Here is a 16,942-nt window from a genome sequence, read left to right on the forward strand (position 1 = left end):
ACACTATGATCCGTGCGAGCACGGGTGTTAATCACCGTATTGGTATTTTTGGCATTGCTCGGTCTGTTCTGCTGGTGGATGGTTAATGTAAGTGCGGGTTAAGTCAATGATGATTTAAATGGGCGCAGCGTGCTGCGCCCATACACGTCACCACATCTATCAGGCCTTACTACCTTGCCCAACGCGGCCCCAAACCATCTCGCCCTTATGGAACGTGGCGGTTCTTGGGGAAATACGCGCTACCGCTTCGGCGGAGCAGGAAGCATCTACCAGCACAAAACTGGCATCGTCCTGAGCTTTCGGCCATACGCGCTCACCCTTATCATTCAGCGGCAAGACGTCACCTGTGGCAAGCGCCAACGAACGTGACAGGGTTCCCTCGTTCGGGCGTACGTAAAGCTGAGCGTAAAGGTTGGCTTTCTCCAACATGTCGCCCAAACCATACGGCGACCAGTGGTCGATCACGCTGTCGGTGCCAGTCATCAAAAACACGCCTTTCTCACGCAACTGGCTGAGCGGCATGTGCATAGTGCCGATAGGGACCGTGGTGGCAATGGTGATCTGCTGTGCTGCCATACGGGTAGCAATCTCATCCACCTGCTGTTCATTCATCATTGCCAGCGCAAAGGCATGGCTAATGGTCAGTTTGCCCTTGAGTTGTGGCGTTTTCTCGACGGTTGCCACCATGTAATTCACCGCCGCAATGCCTGCCGGGCTGGTTTCGTGCAGGTGGATGTCCACCCCTTTGTTATAATCCAGCGCGATCTGGAACATGCTATCGAGCGACTTTTCCATTGCGCCATCGACGTTGGTCGGATCCAGTCCCCCGACGTAGTGTGCTCCTGCCTGCATCGCCTCACGCATCAGCGGCTCTGATTTCGAATACAGTAGGCCATGCTGTGGGAACGCGACAATTTCGCAGTCAAAGCCAGACTTGCGACGTGCCAGCACTTCTTGCAGATTCTCCAGGTTTTTCAGACCGGAGGTTGGCTCAACGTTGCAATGGCTGCGAGCGGTAGTGGAACCGTAGGACTGAATCAGATCGATCAGCTTTTCGGCCCGTTCTTGGGTGTAAGGTTGCAGCTCCGGCAGCAGTTTCTGCTCCAGCCGAATCATATCCTTGATGGTGGTGCCTGCCGGGCGATTCAACGAACGCCATGGGCCGCCGTAAAACGTTTTGTCCAGATGGATGTGCATATCACGCATGGCGGGCAGCATCAGTTTGCCGCCAGCGTCGTAGACCGGCAGCGTACTGTCCGCATGCTGGCGGTTATCGCGCAACGCAACGATCTTACCCTGGTTGATCTCCAGCGTTTTCAGTTCGGTGCGGGTGCTGACTGGGGTTGCCCCGTCAAACTCAAAACCCGCCTCTAGCAGCACGTTATCCAGATAATAGTGCGGGTCGGTAATTTTCATGCGCTGGTCTGCCTCACAGTTCGCGGTTGCCGGGTTAGCAGCATAACCGACGGAGGAGGTTGCGCCCAATAGCGCGCATGCCGCAGCTACTTTGCCGCTATGGCTCAAAAACTCACGGCGGCTTCTGTTCTCATTCATCTGTTCTTCCCTCTCAGAGGTTAACGATATGGGTGCCCGTTTCACCGCGCAGTGCGGCGGGGAGGCAATCCGGCGAGGTGATGACGACGCGTTTGCCGCCATCGCGCAAGAACGCCAGGCTAGCGACGATCTTCGGCAGCATGCTGCCAGCAGGGAAGTGCCCCTCTGCCATATAGCGGGTCATTTCGGCCACGTTCACCTGGCCTAACGCCTGCTGATTCGGTTTGCCAAAGTGAATGCACACTTTCTCTACGCCAGTGGTGATCACCAGCACGTCGGCGCGGATTTCCCTGGCGAGCAGGGCAGTGGAGAGATCTTTATCGATCACCGCATCGACGCTTTGGTAATCCCCTTGTGGATCACGCGCGACAGGGATGCCACCGCCACCCGCACCGATCACCACAAACCCTTGCTGCGTGAGTGCCTTGATTGCGTCGGCTTCCACGATCCTGATGGGTTCCGGTGAGGCGACTACCCGGCGATAGCCGCGCCCGGAGTCTTCGACAAAACGCCAGGTGGGGTATTGCTGCAATAACGCATCGCGCTGTTGTTCGCTAAAGAAAGCGCCGATCGGTTTGGTGGGATTAGTGAAGCCGGGATCCTGTTTATCCACTTCAACCTGCGTGATGACGGTTACCGCTTTCTGCCCGCCATGCTGCGCCAGGCGGTTATTGAGTGCCTGCTGAATGAGGTAGCCGATACCGCCTTGGGTATCCGCCACGCAGTTGGCCAGCGGGGTCAGCGGCAGGCCTTCATGTTCGTGGGCCACTTCGGCACGGCGCAATTCCAGACCAACCTGCGGGCCGTTGCCGTGGGTGAGTACGATGTGGTAATCCGATGCCAGCATCTCCAGCACCGAGTCTGCGACCTTTTTCACCGCTTCGGCCTGATGTTCTACGGTCTGACTGGCGTTGTCTTTGATAATGCTGTTGCCACCAATGGCGACGACGACGAGTTCTTTCATCTGGGTTTTCCGATTAAAAAGGCCGTTTAAATAGGGGCGGGAGCTGGTGATTGCCCCTCACCCTAACCCTCTCCCACAGGGAGAGGGAACCGATCGAGTTCGTTGATTTTTCTGCGTAATAACCCAACCACTTTTTTCACCCAACTGAGTCCGTTGATTTTTCCGTGTGATACCCTCCTTTTATTACTCCTTACTTTCCGAAGCTGTACGGACTAGTTGTGCTCTCGGGGCAGCTCCCTCTCCCTGTGGGAGAGGGTTGGGGTGAGGGAACCGATCGAGTTCGTTGATTTTCCCGTGTAATACCTGGCTTTTATTACTCCCTACTTTCCGAAGCTGTACGGACTAGTTGTGCTCTCGGGGCAGCTCCCTCTCCCTGTGGGAGAGGGGTGGGGTGAGGGGTCAGGCGGTCTTGGTTGGCTCTTGCACTGCGGCAGCCACCGTTTCACGGCTATCGAGGAAATGCTTCAGTACAAACATGGCCGACATCATCAGGTAAGCCAGCGTGAACAGCAACGAGCTTCCCTCGGCAAAGCCCACGGCTGGCGCATGGATCACGCCGAACAGCGCCAGCAGCGCACCGGTTGCCGCCGCTACCGCACCACGCAGCGGTTTGTTGATGATGGCGAAAATCGCGACACATCCCCAAAGCATACTGGCCAGCGGAGCACCGCTACCCAAATGCACCAGCCCCTGGTAATACACGCCTTTACTGTGCAGCAACTCTGCGCCCAGCTTGGCTCCCGAGGTGCCCGCCGCACCCAGCACGCTGTTGACCACGGTTAATCCCCAGTTGGCGATCCACGGGAACAGACAGATGAAGATCACCGGGACTTCGATTTTCGGGGTTTCCCTCACCACCTGGTTGGCGGTAACCACGCCGATAAACACCAGGATAGGCACGATCGCCGTCATCGGGATCACCGCCAACATAAAGGCACCCAGCCCGAACAGCGGTACCAGGAACATCGTCAAGCCGGAAGCCAAGGTGTAACCAATGCTGGCCCCCATGGCTTTCCAACCGGCGTGGCCAACATATACGGTCACCGGGAACGGGTTGCCCAGCAGGCAGCCGAACATGGAGGAGAGGCCGTTGGCCATCATCACTTTGCGGGTGTTGTATTCATCCCCGGCGGCGTGGGCACTCTCGATGTTTTCCAGGTCAAAGATGTAGTTCGCCAATCCCAGCGGGACGGCAGAGGCCAGATACGGCAGCGCGTGTGGCAGGCCCTGCATAAAGCTGTCGACATGGAACCCCGGCGGGTTAAAGCCAAAGGAAGACATCGAGGCTTTAATCGCATCTGGGCTTTGCAGGCCGGAGATCCATGCCAGCGCGGTACCGGCGATCAGCAGCAGCAAACCGGTCGGAATGCGGGCGAATATGGGCTTTTTACCAAACCAGTTGATAAAGATCAGCAGCAGCACGATGAACGAAACGGTTGGCGCTTCAAACGCTTGCAGCATCGGGTTCATCGCCAGCAGCAACAGCCCCAGGCCGGAAAGGCAGGAGAGCAGCACGGTGCGCGGGATCATCTTGCGGATGGTTTCGCCGAGGAAAGAACCGCCCACCAGGATCAGTGCTTCAACAAAGCACCACACCAGGCCGATCGCAATGGCAAAGTCCGCATCGCCGGTCGACTGATAAACCGGCATCAGCACCAGGAAGGTTACGGTAAAAATAGACGGTGCGCTCGGGCCAGACGGCAGCGCGGTCACATCGCTCCGCCCGGTCTGGCGAGCCATTTGCAGCCCAAACCAGGTGTAACAGATGCTGGCCATCATCACGGCCAGTCCAAAGGCCGGGGCTATGCGCCCGTAGACGATCTCTTTTGGGATACCCACTACGAAGATGAGCAGCCCCATCATGGTGAGCAGGTTGGTCAGGTTATTGGTCATCAGCCCGAAGTAGGCTGCCCAGTCACCGCGTTTCCACTCTAATTTCATTTTGTTCATGGAAAATCCTTCACAGGTCGTTTAACAACTCTCGACGATCCACGAGATCGCCATTGGTCCTGCAGGTGAACAACTCTCTGGTGTCAGGTGGGGCTAACGCTGGGTTAGCCCCGTTATTTTTTTATTGGCAGTAGTGGTCGCGATAACTCAGTATTGCTTTCTCAAAACAGGTGAACGGCGGGTGCACAATCCCGGCACCGATCATGCCGATCCCTGCATCCTTATGGGCGATGGCGGTGTTGATCACCGGCAGGATGCCACTGCTGCCGACCTTGGTAATATCGATCGCCGTTGGGATCCCCATAAACGACAGCAGGGGAATGGTGACGTTGGGGTTTTCGCCCAGGGTGATTTCACGCATCTGGCGCGAGAAATCGATCGCTTCATCCACCGTGCCCCCTACCAGTGCAACGATGGCCGGAGCTGTCGCCATAGCAAAACCGCCAATGCCGTAGGTTTCGGTAATGGCGCTGTCGCCGATATCCAACCCGGAGTCTTCAGGTTTATAGCCTGCAAACATCGGGCCGATAACCTGCTGCGCCGGGCCGGTAAACCACTGGCCTGGTAGCCCGCTGATGCGCAGACCAAACTCAACGCCGTTACGTGCCATGGTGGTAACCACGGTGCTGTATTCAATGCCGTGTGCCGCATCCATCGCCGCTTTACACATTGCCATCCAGGTTGGGCCGGAGAAGTAATCGCTGCTGGCGACAAAGTCGAAGACCTCGCGCTGCTGCTCTACCGGGTAGCCCGCCTGGATAATCCACGGCGTCAGCGCCTGGATCAGCAGCGTAGTGCCCGCATTGTTGCGGTTGTGACACTCATCGCCCATATGCAGCGCCTGTGCCAGCATCAGCCGCAGGTCGATCTCACCGGCCAGCTTCATGGCATCGCGCAGCATCGGGCCTTGCACATCGCGCATCCAGTTCAGGCGGTCGATCACGCTCTGGTCATTGGCCCCCATGCGCAGGATCTTCGCCATCTGCTCGCTCATATTGGTATAAGCGCGGTTGCCGTAGGTTTTGTTTTCTACGATATGCATGAACATCGATGCAGACGTCACACCCGCCATCGAACCGACACAGTCATGCTCATGGCACGGCGAGAAGATGATTTCGCCAGAAGCTGCCAATTCTGCTGCTTCGTCGAGGTTGGCTGCGAGTCCTTCAAACACCAGCGCACCGGTGACCGCGCCTTTCATCCCACCACACATCTTCTGCCAGGTGATCGGCGGGCCTGCATGTAAAATGGTGTTGCGCGTCATACCAGGGACGACGTTGATCGCCTGGTCATAACCTACCAGCACCGGATGCGACTGAATAATGCGTTCCAGCGCCAGTTTGTTGGCGGCAGCCACTTTCTCGGCAAGCGCTGGGGAGGCAATCTGATCGAGCGCCTCAACCACCGCCATATTGCCCTGGCCCGGCGGAGTCCAATCGAGCTGGGTTACTGGCACATGCTGTTTTTTCAGGTCATCACTGAACATGGCGATACCGACGTTAATGACGTTCAGCGGTTGGTTAAATAATGAGTGGCTCATCAGGCTTTCCCTCCTTTACAGACAAATTCGCGCGCCAGCAATCCGGTATTGGTGCTGCTACTCGCCCAGATCACGCCCGCATCGGTGAGCATCTGGCACTGCTGCTGTAGCGACGGCGTATCGAGATCGGTGCCCAGCACATAGCCGAGGATCTCCAACGGTCGGCTCTCGCTGGCCGCAATGGCCTTGGCCTCTTTGATCGCCTCGATCATTACGCCCACCGGATCTTCGTGAGAGCCAAAGCCCAGCACGAAGTCCATCACGATCACGCCAACTTCGGGATCGCGCGCTTCCTGTAACAGACGTTGGATGCGGTTGGTCGGGTCGATCATCGGGTGCGGTTTGCCATTGGTGAAGTCGTCATCGCCAAAGTCGAGGAAGGTGTGTGCCACGCTGCGATTGAGGTCTTGCAGGCGCATGGCCGGGTCAGGTTGAATATTGCTGTAGACGTCGTCGTATTTTTCCAGTGCGGCAAACATCGCTTCGTCGCACAGGGTGCCGCCACAGAACAGACCGCGAATGTATTTTTGCTGCGGTGTCAGTTTGGCACGCACTTCTTCAATCAGCGGCCAGTTCAGTGGATGCAGGTCGAGAGACTCTTCTTTGATGCCGGTAAGCAGCACGGCCTTTAACGCTGCCTGCTTGGTTGCACGCGCAAACTGCAATCCTGGCTCATCGGCTGGTGGCTCATTGCGCCCAAGGAAGCAAACCACTACGGGTTTACGGCAGGCACGGGCCCGTTCGAGCACGGTGTGTGCCACGGCTGGGGCAGGGGGCTTGGAGACCAGTACAATCACTTCTGTACCGTTGTCGTTCTCTAGCATCGCTATCGCATCCAGCATCATCCGGCCGCCGATCTTTTCACTCAGATCGCGCCCGCCGGTGCCAATCAGTTGCGAAATGCCGCCGCCAAACTCATGGATACGCACGCTCAGCTCCTGGCTACCGGTGCCGGATGCGCCGATAATACCGATGTTGCCACGGCGAACCGCGTTACCAAAACACAGAGCGGTGCCATTAATGATGGCGGTGCCGCAGTCAGGCCCCATCATCAACAGGCCTTTTTCATGTGCCAACTGTTTCAGCGCCAATTCGTCCTCGATGGAGACGTTATCGGAGAACAGCATCACGTTGAGATCGTTTTCCAGCGCTTGACGAGCCTCACGTGCCGCGTACAACCCGTTGACCGAGATCACCGCGAGGTTGCTCTCCGGGATATGAGTTTTCGCACTGGCGAGGGTAGCGTAGCGCGCTTCGTGGCGGCCACCTTTATCCTTGTGGGTGAACAAGGCTTCGATCGCCTGTAGGGTTGCCTCGTTAGCTTCATCGCTGGCCCCCTTAATCACGATCATCAGATCGCCGTTTTTGGCGGCTTCCAGCTCTGGGGTTAACAAGCCCAGGTTCTCCAGCACCCCTTTGTTCATCTCCGTGGCCATGGCCACAAACGCTTGTTCAACGCCTTCAAGTTTGTTCGCTTTGGTGGAAATAGACATCAGCGAAACAGAGTCAAACCAGGTGTTGTTTTTTACCACGATCCTGATGGGCATATTTTTCTCCAAAATATGAGGTCAAGAGGCAGGCATCGGCCATGCCATACAGCATGTCGCAGCCCGAACTTGAACCAATCTGTTTAATCTTGTTAATGGTATCGATAATAAGGTGACGATCGTCGTGTATTAATTTTTCTAACAGGTGACTTATCACCTGTCGGTAACGCTGATTGATTGCCGCCTCTAAGGTAATAGCGCTTAGCAGCGTGGTTTTATGTTGTGCTTTTTCCAGCACCGCCAGAAAAACCTCGCGATACTTTTGCGCTGGATGACCGGGCAGCAGTAATATAGAGCAAAGCCCAACCAGATAATCATCACCAGAAGGCGTCAGGCCAATTCCCAAACCAATGAGAGAATGTAAGGCTTCGTCGGGATCTTCATTGCGCCATATCGCCAGAAATAACGCATCACGATGCAGTTGTAATAATCTGGCCATTTCCCGATAAAATATATTCTCGCCACGGTAATTAAACAGCGAATTACCGGATGAAGCCTGTTGGTTAATGCATGTCCCCCATTGGTGCCAAGCAATAGATGCTCTGCTTGCTTCGGTTAAATACAGGTCAGGCTGTTGCCATGTCTGGCAGTGGGAAAAATCAATCCAACTATGCTGACCTATTTCAATGCCACCCTGAGAAAACTCGACGCGATCTCCTGGGCTAAATATCTGGTCACAGTGCCTGAGCGCTATGCGGCAACTATTGGGGGCGTTATCGTACTCGTCGCTTAATAACGTGTAGAGCATGTTCTGCTCGGGAACGAACAGGTTTACCGCGCGGGAAAAAACCTGTTCGACCTGCCCACTTAGCCGCTGGCGGGGGAACGCCACCTCCGCCGATAACGCTGTAATGCACTGCCGTTGCGGCTGTGCGATGGCATTTCTCCTCTGTTAAGCGCCGGCGGCAACCAGCAGTTCAGCAATTTCGTGATAGCCTTTTTCACGGGCCAGCGTCAGGGGCGATTTACCATATTTGTCGGTCATATGAGGATTCGCACCGTGATCGAGCAGTAATTTGACAATCTCTTGCTGTTTCGCGCCGCCATCATTCAATACAATGGCTTCCAGCAGCGGCGTCCAACCAACAAAATTGGTGTGGTTGACGTTAATTTCGGTACGCGTTAACAATTCACGCACAATGTCGACGTGGCCTTTTTCACTGGCCGGGGTAATACCCACGCCGCCAAAGCGTGTTAAGCGATCCAAATCCGGGTTGGCTGGCAATACCAAGCGTAGCAGCGTTAAGTCGTTATTCAGGCAGCTCAGCAGGAAGGGGTTAAAACAGGTCTGATCTTGCTTATCAATATCGGCACCGGCAGCGATTAATAATGCCACGCAGTCGTAATGTTTATTCAGGCTGGCAAGCGTAATTGCGGTGCGGCCTTGGCGGTTGGTGGCATTGATATCCGCTCCTTTACTCAGGCAGCTTTTCAGCGCGTCGCTGTCGCCCTGTTCCGCCGCAAAAAGAAATTCTGTGATTAGCGCTTTATCAGACATATTCTAGCTCCCTATTTTTCCAGTGGGCTTTGGATGCTTTCATTGCTACTGAGAATAGCAACAGATGCTGGATAAAAACATCCGCTTAAGAATCATTCATCGCAAAGGGTATAATTATTGAAAGTAATTCAACAATAAAGGCAAACTGTGCGTCGGCGCAATCTTTCTCTTATGTTTTGCGCCTTTTGCCTTGGCAAACGTCTCTGCGGACAATGGGCTGTCACCTCCCGCCACATCAGGCTCCAAACTAATAATCAGAAGTGTGATTGTCTTCAAATCAGTTGTAATGGCAGTGTTAAATTTTGTTCAATACTGGTTGCGTGTCATAGGATTTACAAATACATTCAACAATGCGTCCATGGGGGGAGGAGGAGTCATGAATTCTATTTTTACCGAAGAAAACCTGTTGGCATTTACCACCACGGCGCGGTTTGGCAGCTTCAGCAAGGCGGCCAAAGAGCTGGATCTGACGACCTCGGCCATCAGCTATACCATCAAACGGATGGAAACCGGGCTGGACGTCGTGCTGTTTAACCGCAGTACGCGCAGCATCGAACTCACCGAGTCCGGTTTTTACTTCTACCGTAAAGCGACCGATCTACTCAACGACTTCCATGCCATCAAGCGCGGTATTGATACTATCTCGCAGGGCATAGAGGCGCGTGTGCGCATCTGTATCAATCAGTTGCTCTATACCCCACGGCATACCGCTCGGTTGTTACAGGTGCTGAAGAAGCAATTCCCCACCTGCCATATCACGGTGACCACCGAGGTATACAACGGCGTCTGGGATTCCATCATCAACAACCAGGCCAATATCGCCATTGGCGCACCGGATACGTTACTGGACGGCGGCGGCATTGATTACACCGAAATCGGCGCCATCCGTTGGGTATTCGCCATTGCGCCCGATCATCCCTTGGCGTTTATGCCAGAGCCGATCTCTGAGAGCCAGCTACGGCTTTATCCCAACATCATGGTGGAAGACACCGCGCATACTATCAACAAGAAGGTAGGGTGGTTGCTGCACGGGCAGGAAGCAATCCTGGTGCCGGACTTTAACACCAAGTGCCAATGCCAGATTTTGGGTGAAGGGATTGGATTCCTGCCGGAATATATGGCGCGTGAGCCGGTAGCGGAAGGGCTATTGGCTACCCGCGCCATTCATAACCCACGGCAGGATTCCAGCATGCTGCTGGCGACACAGCATGCGGCAACCGGGCAGGTGACCCAGTGGATCAAAAAGCAGTTCGCTCCGGGTGGGGTGCTGACTGGGATTTATGGGGATTTGCTCTATCGGGAGTGAGGTGAGTATCTTGATGCGTAAAATCCCCTTACCCTGGCAGAAAGTAAACTGCACCTTAAAAGCTGGCTAGTTACAAATTAAGGTGCAGTGGGTTATGGCGAAAACAGTCCCTTCCCATAAATGCGTATTGGGAGTCATCGCTGGTTATTATCAAATAATATGTCGATCAGAAACTATATAAAACGCCGGCCACGGCATTGATACTATAATCACGGTTGGTCATCGGGCTATCTTTCACCGTGTCGCTCATCTGCTCATTAAATCCCATCAGGAACAGCTGCCAGTCGTTGTTAATGGCATAATAGCTGGCGAGAGAAATGTAAGATGTGACGCCACTTGTCGCCCGGTATTGTTGCATTCCGCTACGCTGTGACTCCCGTTCGCTGATACCAAAATAGTAATTATTGAAGGCGCGGTTTTGCCAGCGCATGCCGAAACCGGGTACCAGCTGCAATTTGCCAAACTGGAAGCGGTACTGATAGCCGACATCGGCAATTACGCCGTCGCTATAACCCAACACATCGGTTGCAATATCAGCGTTAAGGCTCCCCCAATCGGCATGATACTGATAACCGATGCCTGCCATGGCGGTCGCTCGCCGCTTGTCCAGCGTCTTCATCGTCGGATCGTCGCTATCCGCAGGCTTAAAGCTTAGCGGGGAGTAGTTAACCGCCAAATGCAGACTATGCTTCTCGGAACTCAGAAGATTAATGCCGATCCCTTGGCTATTAATAAAAAACTGCTCCCCTTGATAAGTCACAATGGGTAGCGGCATATATTGTGCATTATAGTCGCGATAGGGTAACTGTTCTGCCAGAACGCCAGCCCCTACCGACCAATCGCCAGCATAGGCATTGCCCGTTAATAATATGGCCGTCAGCGAAAGAGCATCAACTGAGAGGCGTGGCTTACGAACAGATATAAAATTATATTCCATCATGATAGATATCCCAGATTTAAGTCAAAAGATTGCCATCAGCCGATAATAAGCTGACAACTGAAATTTAATTCTTATTAAGGTATTAATGACGTAATGTTACTTACTCTTTGAAAAATAGCTCCTGTTCAATGGCAATAAGTAAAGTGGCTATCAACAATAATAGGGCCGTCCAGATACATTTGGTCAGCGGTGCAACCTGCATAAGCTCTGCCGCCATCACCAGGGTAAAGTGAAATAAAATGGCTGCCGGAATGCTACGCTGACAATGATAGTAGAACCAATTGGCCAGCACGGCGGCAGGAAACATGCTGATAAAAAAGTTGGTAACGTATATTCTCCCGGCCTGCCATAGTTGATGCTGATAGGTGTCTGCAATAAAGAATAAGGGTAAATGCCAGAGTGCCCATAGCCCAAAAAATATCAACGAGGTGGGCAGCAGCATTGGCCAACGGCTCCTCAGGCTGTCGACGCCATAACCGCGCCAGCCTAGTTCCTCCAGTATTGAGGCGATCAGTGCCAGCGGTAGCATGGGCAGAAAACCGCTGGAAAAAGCAAACTGGGTGGTATCCAAACCTAGCCGCACTGACAGCCAAATGGCCGTCAGTAACGGCAGCAGAATCAATCCCAATAGGGTTAGCGTGCGGCCCAGCGTTATCCCTGCCAAAGAAAATACTCTGCTGCGAATATCCCTCCACAACCGCCGGTCTTGGGCCGTCCATATCATCACCCCTGTTGCCAGGGCTGGGCCAAGTAATCCCAGCAGAGCCACGAAGAGCGTCGACTGCAGCCTATCCGGCGAATGGCTCAGATAGGCTGCTATGGCCCACGGTAACCATGAAAACGCAAAAACCAGACCAAAAAAGCGTAGCGGAGAATAACGGATCACCGGGATCATAGCTTATTCCTCTCCTTGGATACTGGCTCCTAATACGGCGGCAAAAGACCCGGCAACGGCACCGAAGGCGCGCTCAATCAGCAACAGCATGGCCTGCATACGTGCGGCTTGCTCTTCAGGCGTCCAGCTAAACATCTGGTGGCCGAACAGGAACAGCGAACCGGCGAGAATGAACTGCACCGTTGATAGCGGATCATCAACCTGAAAAACACCTTCCTGGTTTCCCTGCTCGACCACTGCCGCAAGAATTGGCCCAAAGGCCAACACCGTTTCAATATTGCTGCGCTCATGCAATGCGCGGTTCTCTGGGCGGTGTAAGTCCTCAACCAAAGCCTGCCCGGCTTCTACGGTTTGATTCTGCGCGGCGATGATGGCGCAGAACTTTTCAATCGCCCCCAGTTGCGGATCGTCAGCAATGATTTGTGAACGGGCAACCATCTCGGCACACAGTTGCTGTGCCAGTGCTGCCAGGACTTCATCTTTAGATTTGAAGTAGTAATAAAACGTCCCCTTGGCGATGCCTGCGCTGCGGACGATGGAATCAACAGAGGTCGACTCATAACCGATTTCCTGAAACAGCTCGCTTGCCGCCTGCAAAATTTCAGCCCGGCGCACCTCTGGCGTTTTCACAGTACGTACCATATTAAATCCCTCTTTTTCGTATGGAGTAGCGCTACGGTAGTAATTGACTGACGGTCAGTCAACAAAGAAATGCAGATTTTTTGCACGCAATGGCCGGGGTGGATATTCCGCAGAATACCTTCCGTATCTGACTACCGCTCCGAACTAGCCACCTCTCCTTTTTGGGGGGAGGGGGAACATCGAGTACGTGTCATCATTTTGTTTCCCCATCCAACTCCTTATCTTTCAATAACTCATTAGAGTTAGTTGGGGTTTGCGCTGCCTCGCAAAATTCAATCAACAACTGAACAACCTGCCGGAACTTGACCAAAGACAACATTTTTTGTGTGGTCTATGGTATCCCTACGCACGGTGTAATGGTGAAAATCTGTTCTAACAAGAACTTAACGACTAATAAAAGCACTGCTCTCAAGCAGGCAAAATGGATGGGATGCTTATGAATAAGGTAAGCAAGTTATTGATGCTATTTCTGGCAGGGATGTACGCGGTTTTTCTCTCTTTCTCGGCACAGGCAGATACGACACCTGCCGCCACGCCGCAGAAGGTTGAAGCCAAGAATGAAACCTTCTCTGCACCTCACCCTGACCAATATAAGTCCTGGCAGGCGACCTCCGAGCAGTCCGATCGGGTAGATGCTTTGGCCGGCGACCCGCGCCTGGTCATTCTCTGGGCCGGGTACCCGTTTGCCAAGGATTACAACAAACCGCGTGGTCACGCCTATGCCATCACGGATATTCGTGAATCCTTGCGTACCGGTGCACCGAAAACGGCAGAAGATGGGCCGTTGCCAATGGCCTGCTGGAGCTGCAAAAGCCCGGACGTTGCCAGGGTGATCGCCGAGCAGGGCGAAGCGGCCTACTTCCACGGTAAATGGGCGCGTGGCGGGCCGGAAATCGTCAATAACCTCGGCTGTGCGGATTGCCACAATACCGCTTCCGCTGATTTTGCCGCTGGTAAACCTGCGCTACACCTGTCCCGCCCTTACGCGGCTCGTGCCATGGAAACGATAGGTAAGCCGTTTGACAAGGCAGGCCGCTTCGATCAGCAATCGATGGTGTGTGGGCAGTGCCACGTTGAGTATTACTTTGATGGTAAAGACAAAGCGGTGAAATTCCCTTGGGACAAGGGCACCACGGTCGATGACATGGAAGTGTATTACGACAACATCGAATTCTCCGACTGGACCAACCCGCTGTCCAAGACGCCAATGCTAAAAGCCCAACATCCAGAATATGAAACCTGGAGCGCGGGTATTCATGGCAAGAACAACGTCACCTGTATCGACTGCCATATGCCGAAAGTGCAAAACGCCCAAGGCAAGATCTATACCGATCACAAAATTGGCAACCCGTTCGATAACTTCGAACAAACCTGTAAGAACTGCCACACCCAGGATAAAGCCAGCATGCAGGCGGTGGTCGAAAAACGTAAGCAGGATATCAACGAGATCAAGCTGAAGGTAGAAGACCAACTGGTTCACGCGCACTTTGAAGCGAAAGCGGCCTGGGATGCCGGAGCGACCGAAGCCGAGATGAAGCCTATCTTGACCCATATCCGTCATGCACAGTGGCGTTGGGACTTTGCCATCGCTTCCCACGGTATTCAAATGCATGCGCCAGAAGTTGCATTGCGCATTTTGGGCACCGCGCTCGATCAGGCAGCACAGGCTCGTACTCAGTTGATCCGTCTGTTAGCGACCAAGGGCATCACCACCGAAGTCAAGCTGCCGGACATCTCCACCAAGGAAAAGGCACAGTTGGCGCTGGGTATGGACATGCCGCAGCTGAACGCCGAAAAGCAGGAATTCCTCAAGACGGTGGTACCGCAGTGGGAAGAACAGGCACGTAAAACCGGGCTGTTAGGCAAATAACCCCTCCGCCCCGTGTGTGGGGCGTAAACAAATGGAGTCAATATGAGCGTACTGCGTTCGTTATTAACTACCGGGGTGCTTGCCTGTAGCCTTTGGCTGACAGTATTACCGGTATCGGCCCAGACCGACAGCCCCGCGGTTCAACAGAAATCGGCGGAAGTCACCTTGCAACGTAATCCGGATGAGGCCTGCCTGCGCTGCCATAAGCCGCAACAGAATGCGATGCACGGTAAACATGCGGGAGCCATTAACCCGAATAACAAATTGCCGCTGACCTGCACCAACTGTCACGGCTCACCTTCGCTGCATCACCGTGAGGGCGTGAAGGATGTGATGCGTTTCAACGAGCCCATGTTCGGCGTGGAACAGCAAAACAGCGTTTGCATGTCTTGCCACTTGCCGGAGACGTTGCAAAAAGCCTTCTGGCCACATGATGTACATTTGGCCAAGGTGAGCTGCGCCAGCTGCCATACGTTGCACCCGCAGCAAGATAAGGTACAAGGGCTGAACGACAAGGGGCGCATCAAGCTCTGCGTGGACTGCCACCGTCAACAACAGGATGATCCCGCGTTTAATCCAGCGTCCGTAAGGCTGGATAAGGGGCAGCCATGAGCTGCTCACGGCGCCGTTTTATCGTAGGCATTGGCGTGTTGGCGGCTGGCTCGACCCTGACGGAAAAGCTGCTGGCGCGCACCATGAACGTCAATGGCATCCGTTACGGCATGATCCACGATGAGTCGCGTTGCATCGGCTGTACCGCCTGTATCGATGCCTGCCGCGAAGTCAATCAGGTGCCGGTGGGCGTTTCACGCCTGGAGATCGTTCGTAGTGAACCGATAGGCCAATTTCCGGACGTGAAGTACCGGTTTTTCCGCCATTCTTGCCAGCATTGCGATGACGCTCCCTGCGTGCATGTCTGCCCAACCGGGGCCTCGTTTATCGATGCCGCCAGCGGCATTGTCGACGTGAACCCGGATCTCTGTGTCGGTTGCCAATACTGCATCGCTGCGTGCCCTTACCGGGTGCGCTTTATTCATCCGGTGAGCAAAACGGCGGATAAATGCGATTTTTGCCGCAAGACCAACCTGCGTCAGGGCAAGCAACCTGCCTGTGTATTGTCGTGCCCCACCAAGGCATTAACCTTTGGCAATCTCGACGATCCGCACAGTGATATTTCGCGTATGTTGCAGCAAAAGACCACTTATCGCTACAAGATAGCGTTAGGGACACGGCCAAAAATGTATCGCGTGCCGTTTAAATATGGGGAGACAAGTCAATGACTTCTGCCTTTCATTTTGACTCTCTGGTCTGGGACTGGCCCATTGCGATTTACCTGTTCCTGATCGGCATTTCTGCCGGTCTGGTCACCCTGGCTATCCTGTTGCGCCGCTATCATCCAGAGGAGGGGGCCTCTAACAGCCGGGTAATGTTGACCACGCTGTTTGTCGCGCCAACCTCGGTCATGCTTGGGCTGGTGATCCTGATTTTCCACCTGACCCGTCCGTGGACCTTCTGGAAACTGATGTTCCACTATAGCTTCACCTCGGTGATGTCGATGGGGGTGATGCTGTTCCAGGTCTACATGGTGGTGCTGGTGGTCTGGCTGGCGCTGATTTTCCGTGACGAGGTGGCGGCGCTACAACAGCGTTGGTTGCCAAAGTTGGCGGTGATCCCGCGCCTGCTGCAGCGCTTGCTGCCGTTGTTGCGGCCAATAGAAACGGTGATGCTGGTGTTGGCGGTGCTGTTGGGGGCTTATACCGGCTTCCTGCTTTCGGCGCTGAAGTCGTACCCGATGCTGAATAACCCGTTGTTACCGGTGCTGTTCCTGTTCTCGGGCATTTCGTCCGGGATCGCGGTGGCTCTGCTGGTGGCGGCCTTCGGACCCAAAGGCCATCTGCACAGCCGGGAAGTGCATTTCCTGCATCGCCTGGAGACGCCAGTGGTATGGCTGGAGATCTTCCTGCTGGCGGCGTTCTTCATCGGCCTGTGGCTGGGGGATGACGGCAAGCTCCGTGCCTTGTCGGGCGCGCTTGGCGGTGGATTCTGGTCCTGGTGGTTCTGGTTGGGCGTCGTTGGTTGCGGATTGATTATGCCATTGCTGCTGAAAGCTCTGGGCTGGGGGAAAGAGCATTTCCATATCCTGTTGATCAGCGGCGCCAGCCTGTGTGGTGTGCTGTTGCTGCGTTATTTCATTCTGTATGCCGGGCAGATGACGGTTGCCTGAGGGCATGTTGTA

15 protein-coding genes are annotated in these 16,942 nt (G+C 54.3%); 5 read left to right on the top strand and 10 right to left on the bottom strand.

All coding sequences use genetic code 11. The features are described from left to right. Nucleotides 1-159: 159 nt before the first annotated feature. From AC6HVW_RS06925 to AC6HVW_RS06955, 7 genes are all read right to left on the bottom strand, one after another. Entirely contained in the window at nucleotides 160-1,554 is a 1,395-nt protein-coding gene (locus AC6HVW_RS06925) for an amidohydrolase family protein (protein WP_071682315.1), read from the bottom strand. 13 nt (nucleotides 1,555-1,567) lie between these two features. Continuing rightward, complete coding sequence (locus AC6HVW_RS06930) at nucleotides 1,568-2,518, bottom strand: carbamate kinase family protein (protein WP_071682314.1); 951 nt, start codon at nucleotides 2,516-2,518, stop codon at nucleotides 1,568-1,570. Between the two features lie 399 nt (nucleotides 2,519-2,917). Beyond that, nucleotides 2,918-4,468, bottom strand: a complete 1,551-nt coding sequence (locus tag AC6HVW_RS06935) for a permease family protein (protein WP_071682313.1) — start codon at nucleotides 4,466-4,468, stop codon at nucleotides 2,918-2,920. A 121-nt stretch (nucleotides 4,469-4,589) separates the two neighbouring features. Continuing rightward, nucleotides 4,590-6,008, bottom strand: coding sequence for a YlbE family protein (locus tag AC6HVW_RS06940; RefSeq protein WP_024486348.1), 1,419 nt, complete (start codon nucleotides 6,006-6,008; stop codon nucleotides 4,590-4,592). Further along, complete coding sequence (fdrA, locus tag AC6HVW_RS06945; protein WP_497569310.1) at nucleotides 6,008-7,555, bottom strand: acyl-CoA synthetase FdrA; 1,548 nt, start codon at nucleotides 7,553-7,555, stop codon at nucleotides 6,008-6,010. The genes AC6HVW_RS06940 and fdrA overlap by 1 nt, the downstream gene beginning before the upstream one ends. Further along, a complete protein-coding gene (locus AC6HVW_RS06950; RefSeq protein ID WP_497569373.1) occupies nucleotides 7,515-8,408 on the bottom strand; it encodes an oxamate carbamoyltransferase subunit AllH family protein in 894 nt (297 codons plus the stop codon). Before AC6HVW_RS06950 ends, fdrA begins: the two co-directional genes overlap by 41 nt. A gap of 39 nt (nucleotides 8,409-8,447) precedes the next feature. Beyond that, nucleotides 8,448-9,053 (bottom strand): ankyrin repeat domain-containing protein, encoded by a 606-nt coding sequence (locus tag AC6HVW_RS06955; protein WP_071682309.1) that lies wholly within the window; start codon nucleotides 9,051-9,053, stop codon nucleotides 8,448-8,450. 376 nt (nucleotides 9,054-9,429) lie between these two features. Between AC6HVW_RS06955 and AC6HVW_RS06960 the strand changes: the two genes are divergently transcribed. Beyond that, nucleotides 9,430-10,359 (top strand): LysR substrate-binding domain-containing protein, encoded by a 930-nt coding sequence (locus tag AC6HVW_RS06960; protein ID WP_021180041.1) that lies wholly within the window; start codon nucleotides 9,430-9,432, stop codon nucleotides 10,357-10,359. Between the two features lie 166 nt (nucleotides 10,360-10,525). On the opposite strand, the gene AC6HVW_RS06965 is transcribed toward AC6HVW_RS06960, so the two are convergent. The 3 genes from AC6HVW_RS06965 to AC6HVW_RS06975 all read right to left on the bottom strand — a co-directional run bounded on the left by AC6HVW_RS06965 (nucleotide 10,526) and on the right by AC6HVW_RS06975 (nucleotide 12,836). Next, nucleotides 10,526-11,299: a MipA/OmpV family protein gene (locus AC6HVW_RS06965; RefSeq protein ID WP_497569311.1), complete on the bottom strand. Its 774-nt coding sequence runs from the start codon at nucleotides 11,297-11,299 to the stop codon at nucleotides 10,526-10,528. 100 nt (nucleotides 11,300-11,399) lie between these two features. Then, nucleotides 11,400-12,194, bottom strand: a complete 795-nt coding sequence (locus tag AC6HVW_RS06970) for a CPBP family intramembrane glutamic endopeptidase (RefSeq protein WP_071682308.1) — start codon at nucleotides 12,192-12,194, stop codon at nucleotides 11,400-11,402. Nucleotides 12,195-12,197: 3 nt separating this feature from the next. Beyond that, complete coding sequence (locus AC6HVW_RS06975; protein ID WP_071682307.1) at nucleotides 12,198-12,836, bottom strand: TetR/AcrR family transcriptional regulator; 639 nt, start codon at nucleotides 12,834-12,836, stop codon at nucleotides 12,198-12,200. Nucleotides 12,837-13,314: 478 nt separating this feature from the next. Between AC6HVW_RS06975 and nrfA the strand changes: the two genes are divergently transcribed. Genes nrfA through nrfD form a run of 4 tightly spaced genes read left to right on the top strand, consistent with a single transcriptional unit; the run spans nucleotide 13,315 to nucleotide 16,930 of the window. Next, a complete protein-coding gene (nrfA, locus tag AC6HVW_RS06980; RefSeq protein ID WP_256221162.1) occupies nucleotides 13,315-14,706 on the top strand; it encodes an ammonia-forming nitrite reductase cytochrome c552 subunit in 1,392 nt (463 codons plus the stop codon). Nucleotides 14,707-14,748: 42 nt separating this feature from the next. Continuing rightward, nucleotides 14,749-15,318 (top strand): cytochrome c nitrite reductase pentaheme subunit, encoded by a 570-nt coding sequence (gene nrfB, locus AC6HVW_RS06985; RefSeq protein WP_081367049.1) that lies wholly within the window; start codon nucleotides 14,749-14,751, stop codon nucleotides 15,316-15,318. Then, nucleotides 15,315-15,986: a cytochrome c nitrite reductase Fe-S protein gene (gene nrfC / locus AC6HVW_RS06990; RefSeq protein ID WP_071682306.1), complete on the top strand. Its 672-nt coding sequence runs from the start codon at nucleotides 15,315-15,317 to the stop codon at nucleotides 15,984-15,986. The genes nrfB and nrfC overlap by 4 nt, the downstream gene beginning before the upstream one ends. After that, a complete protein-coding gene (gene nrfD / locus AC6HVW_RS06995) occupies nucleotides 15,983-16,930 on the top strand; it encodes a cytochrome c nitrite reductase subunit NrfD (RefSeq protein WP_497569312.1) in 948 nt (315 codons plus the stop codon). Before nrfC ends, nrfD begins: the two co-directional genes overlap by 4 nt. Nucleotides 16,931-16,942: the final 12 nt, after the last annotated feature.

The organism is Serratia sp. NCCP-200 (genome assembly GCF_059697885.1).

Coding starts and splice junctions, on each gene's coding strand:
- AC6HVW_RS06965 (WP_497569311.1), bottom strand. CDS start 11,299: ATGATGGAATATAATTTTATATCTGTTCGTAAGCCACGCCTCTCAGTT.
- AC6HVW_RS06955 (WP_071682309.1), bottom strand. CDS start 9,053: ATGTCTGATAAAGCGCTAATCACAGAATTTCTTTTTGCGGCGGAACAG.
- nrfD (WP_497569312.1), top strand. CDS start 15,983: ATGACTTCTGCCTTTCATTTTGACTCTCTGGTCTGGGACTGGCCCATT.
- AC6HVW_RS06960 (WP_021180041.1), top strand. CDS start 9,430: ATGAATTCTATTTTTACCGAAGAAAACCTGTTGGCATTTACCACCACG.
- nrfA (WP_256221162.1), top strand. CDS start 13,315: ATGTACGCGGTTTTTCTCTCTTTCTCGGCACAGGCAGATACGACACCT.
- AC6HVW_RS06975 (WP_071682307.1), bottom strand. CDS start 12,836: ATGGTACGTACTGTGAAAACGCCAGAGGTGCGCCGGGCTGAAATTTTG.
- AC6HVW_RS06970 (WP_071682308.1), bottom strand. CDS start 12,194: ATGATCCCGGTGATCCGTTATTCTCCGCTACGCTTTTTTGGTCTGGTT.
- AC6HVW_RS06935 (WP_071682313.1), bottom strand. CDS start 4,468: ATGAACAAAATGAAATTAGAGTGGAAACGCGGTGACTGGGCAGCCTAC.
- AC6HVW_RS06940 (WP_024486348.1), bottom strand. CDS start 6,008: ATGAGCCACTCATTATTTAACCAACCGCTGAACGTCATTAACGTCGGT.
- nrfB (WP_081367049.1), top strand. CDS start 14,749: ATGAGCGTACTGCGTTCGTTATTAACTACCGGGGTGCTTGCCTGTAGC.
- AC6HVW_RS06925 (WP_071682315.1), bottom strand. CDS start 1,554: ATGAATGAGAACAGAAGCCGCCGTGAGTTTTTGAGCCATAGCGGCAAA.
- AC6HVW_RS06930 (WP_071682314.1), bottom strand. CDS start 2,518: ATGAAAGAACTCGTCGTCGTCGCCATTGGTGGCAACAGCATTATCAAA.
- nrfC (WP_071682306.1), top strand. CDS start 15,315: ATGAGCTGCTCACGGCGCCGTTTTATCGTAGGCATTGGCGTGTTGGCG.
- fdrA (WP_497569310.1), bottom strand. CDS start 7,555: ATGCCCATCAGGATCGTGGTAAAAAACAACACCTGGTTTGACTCTGTT.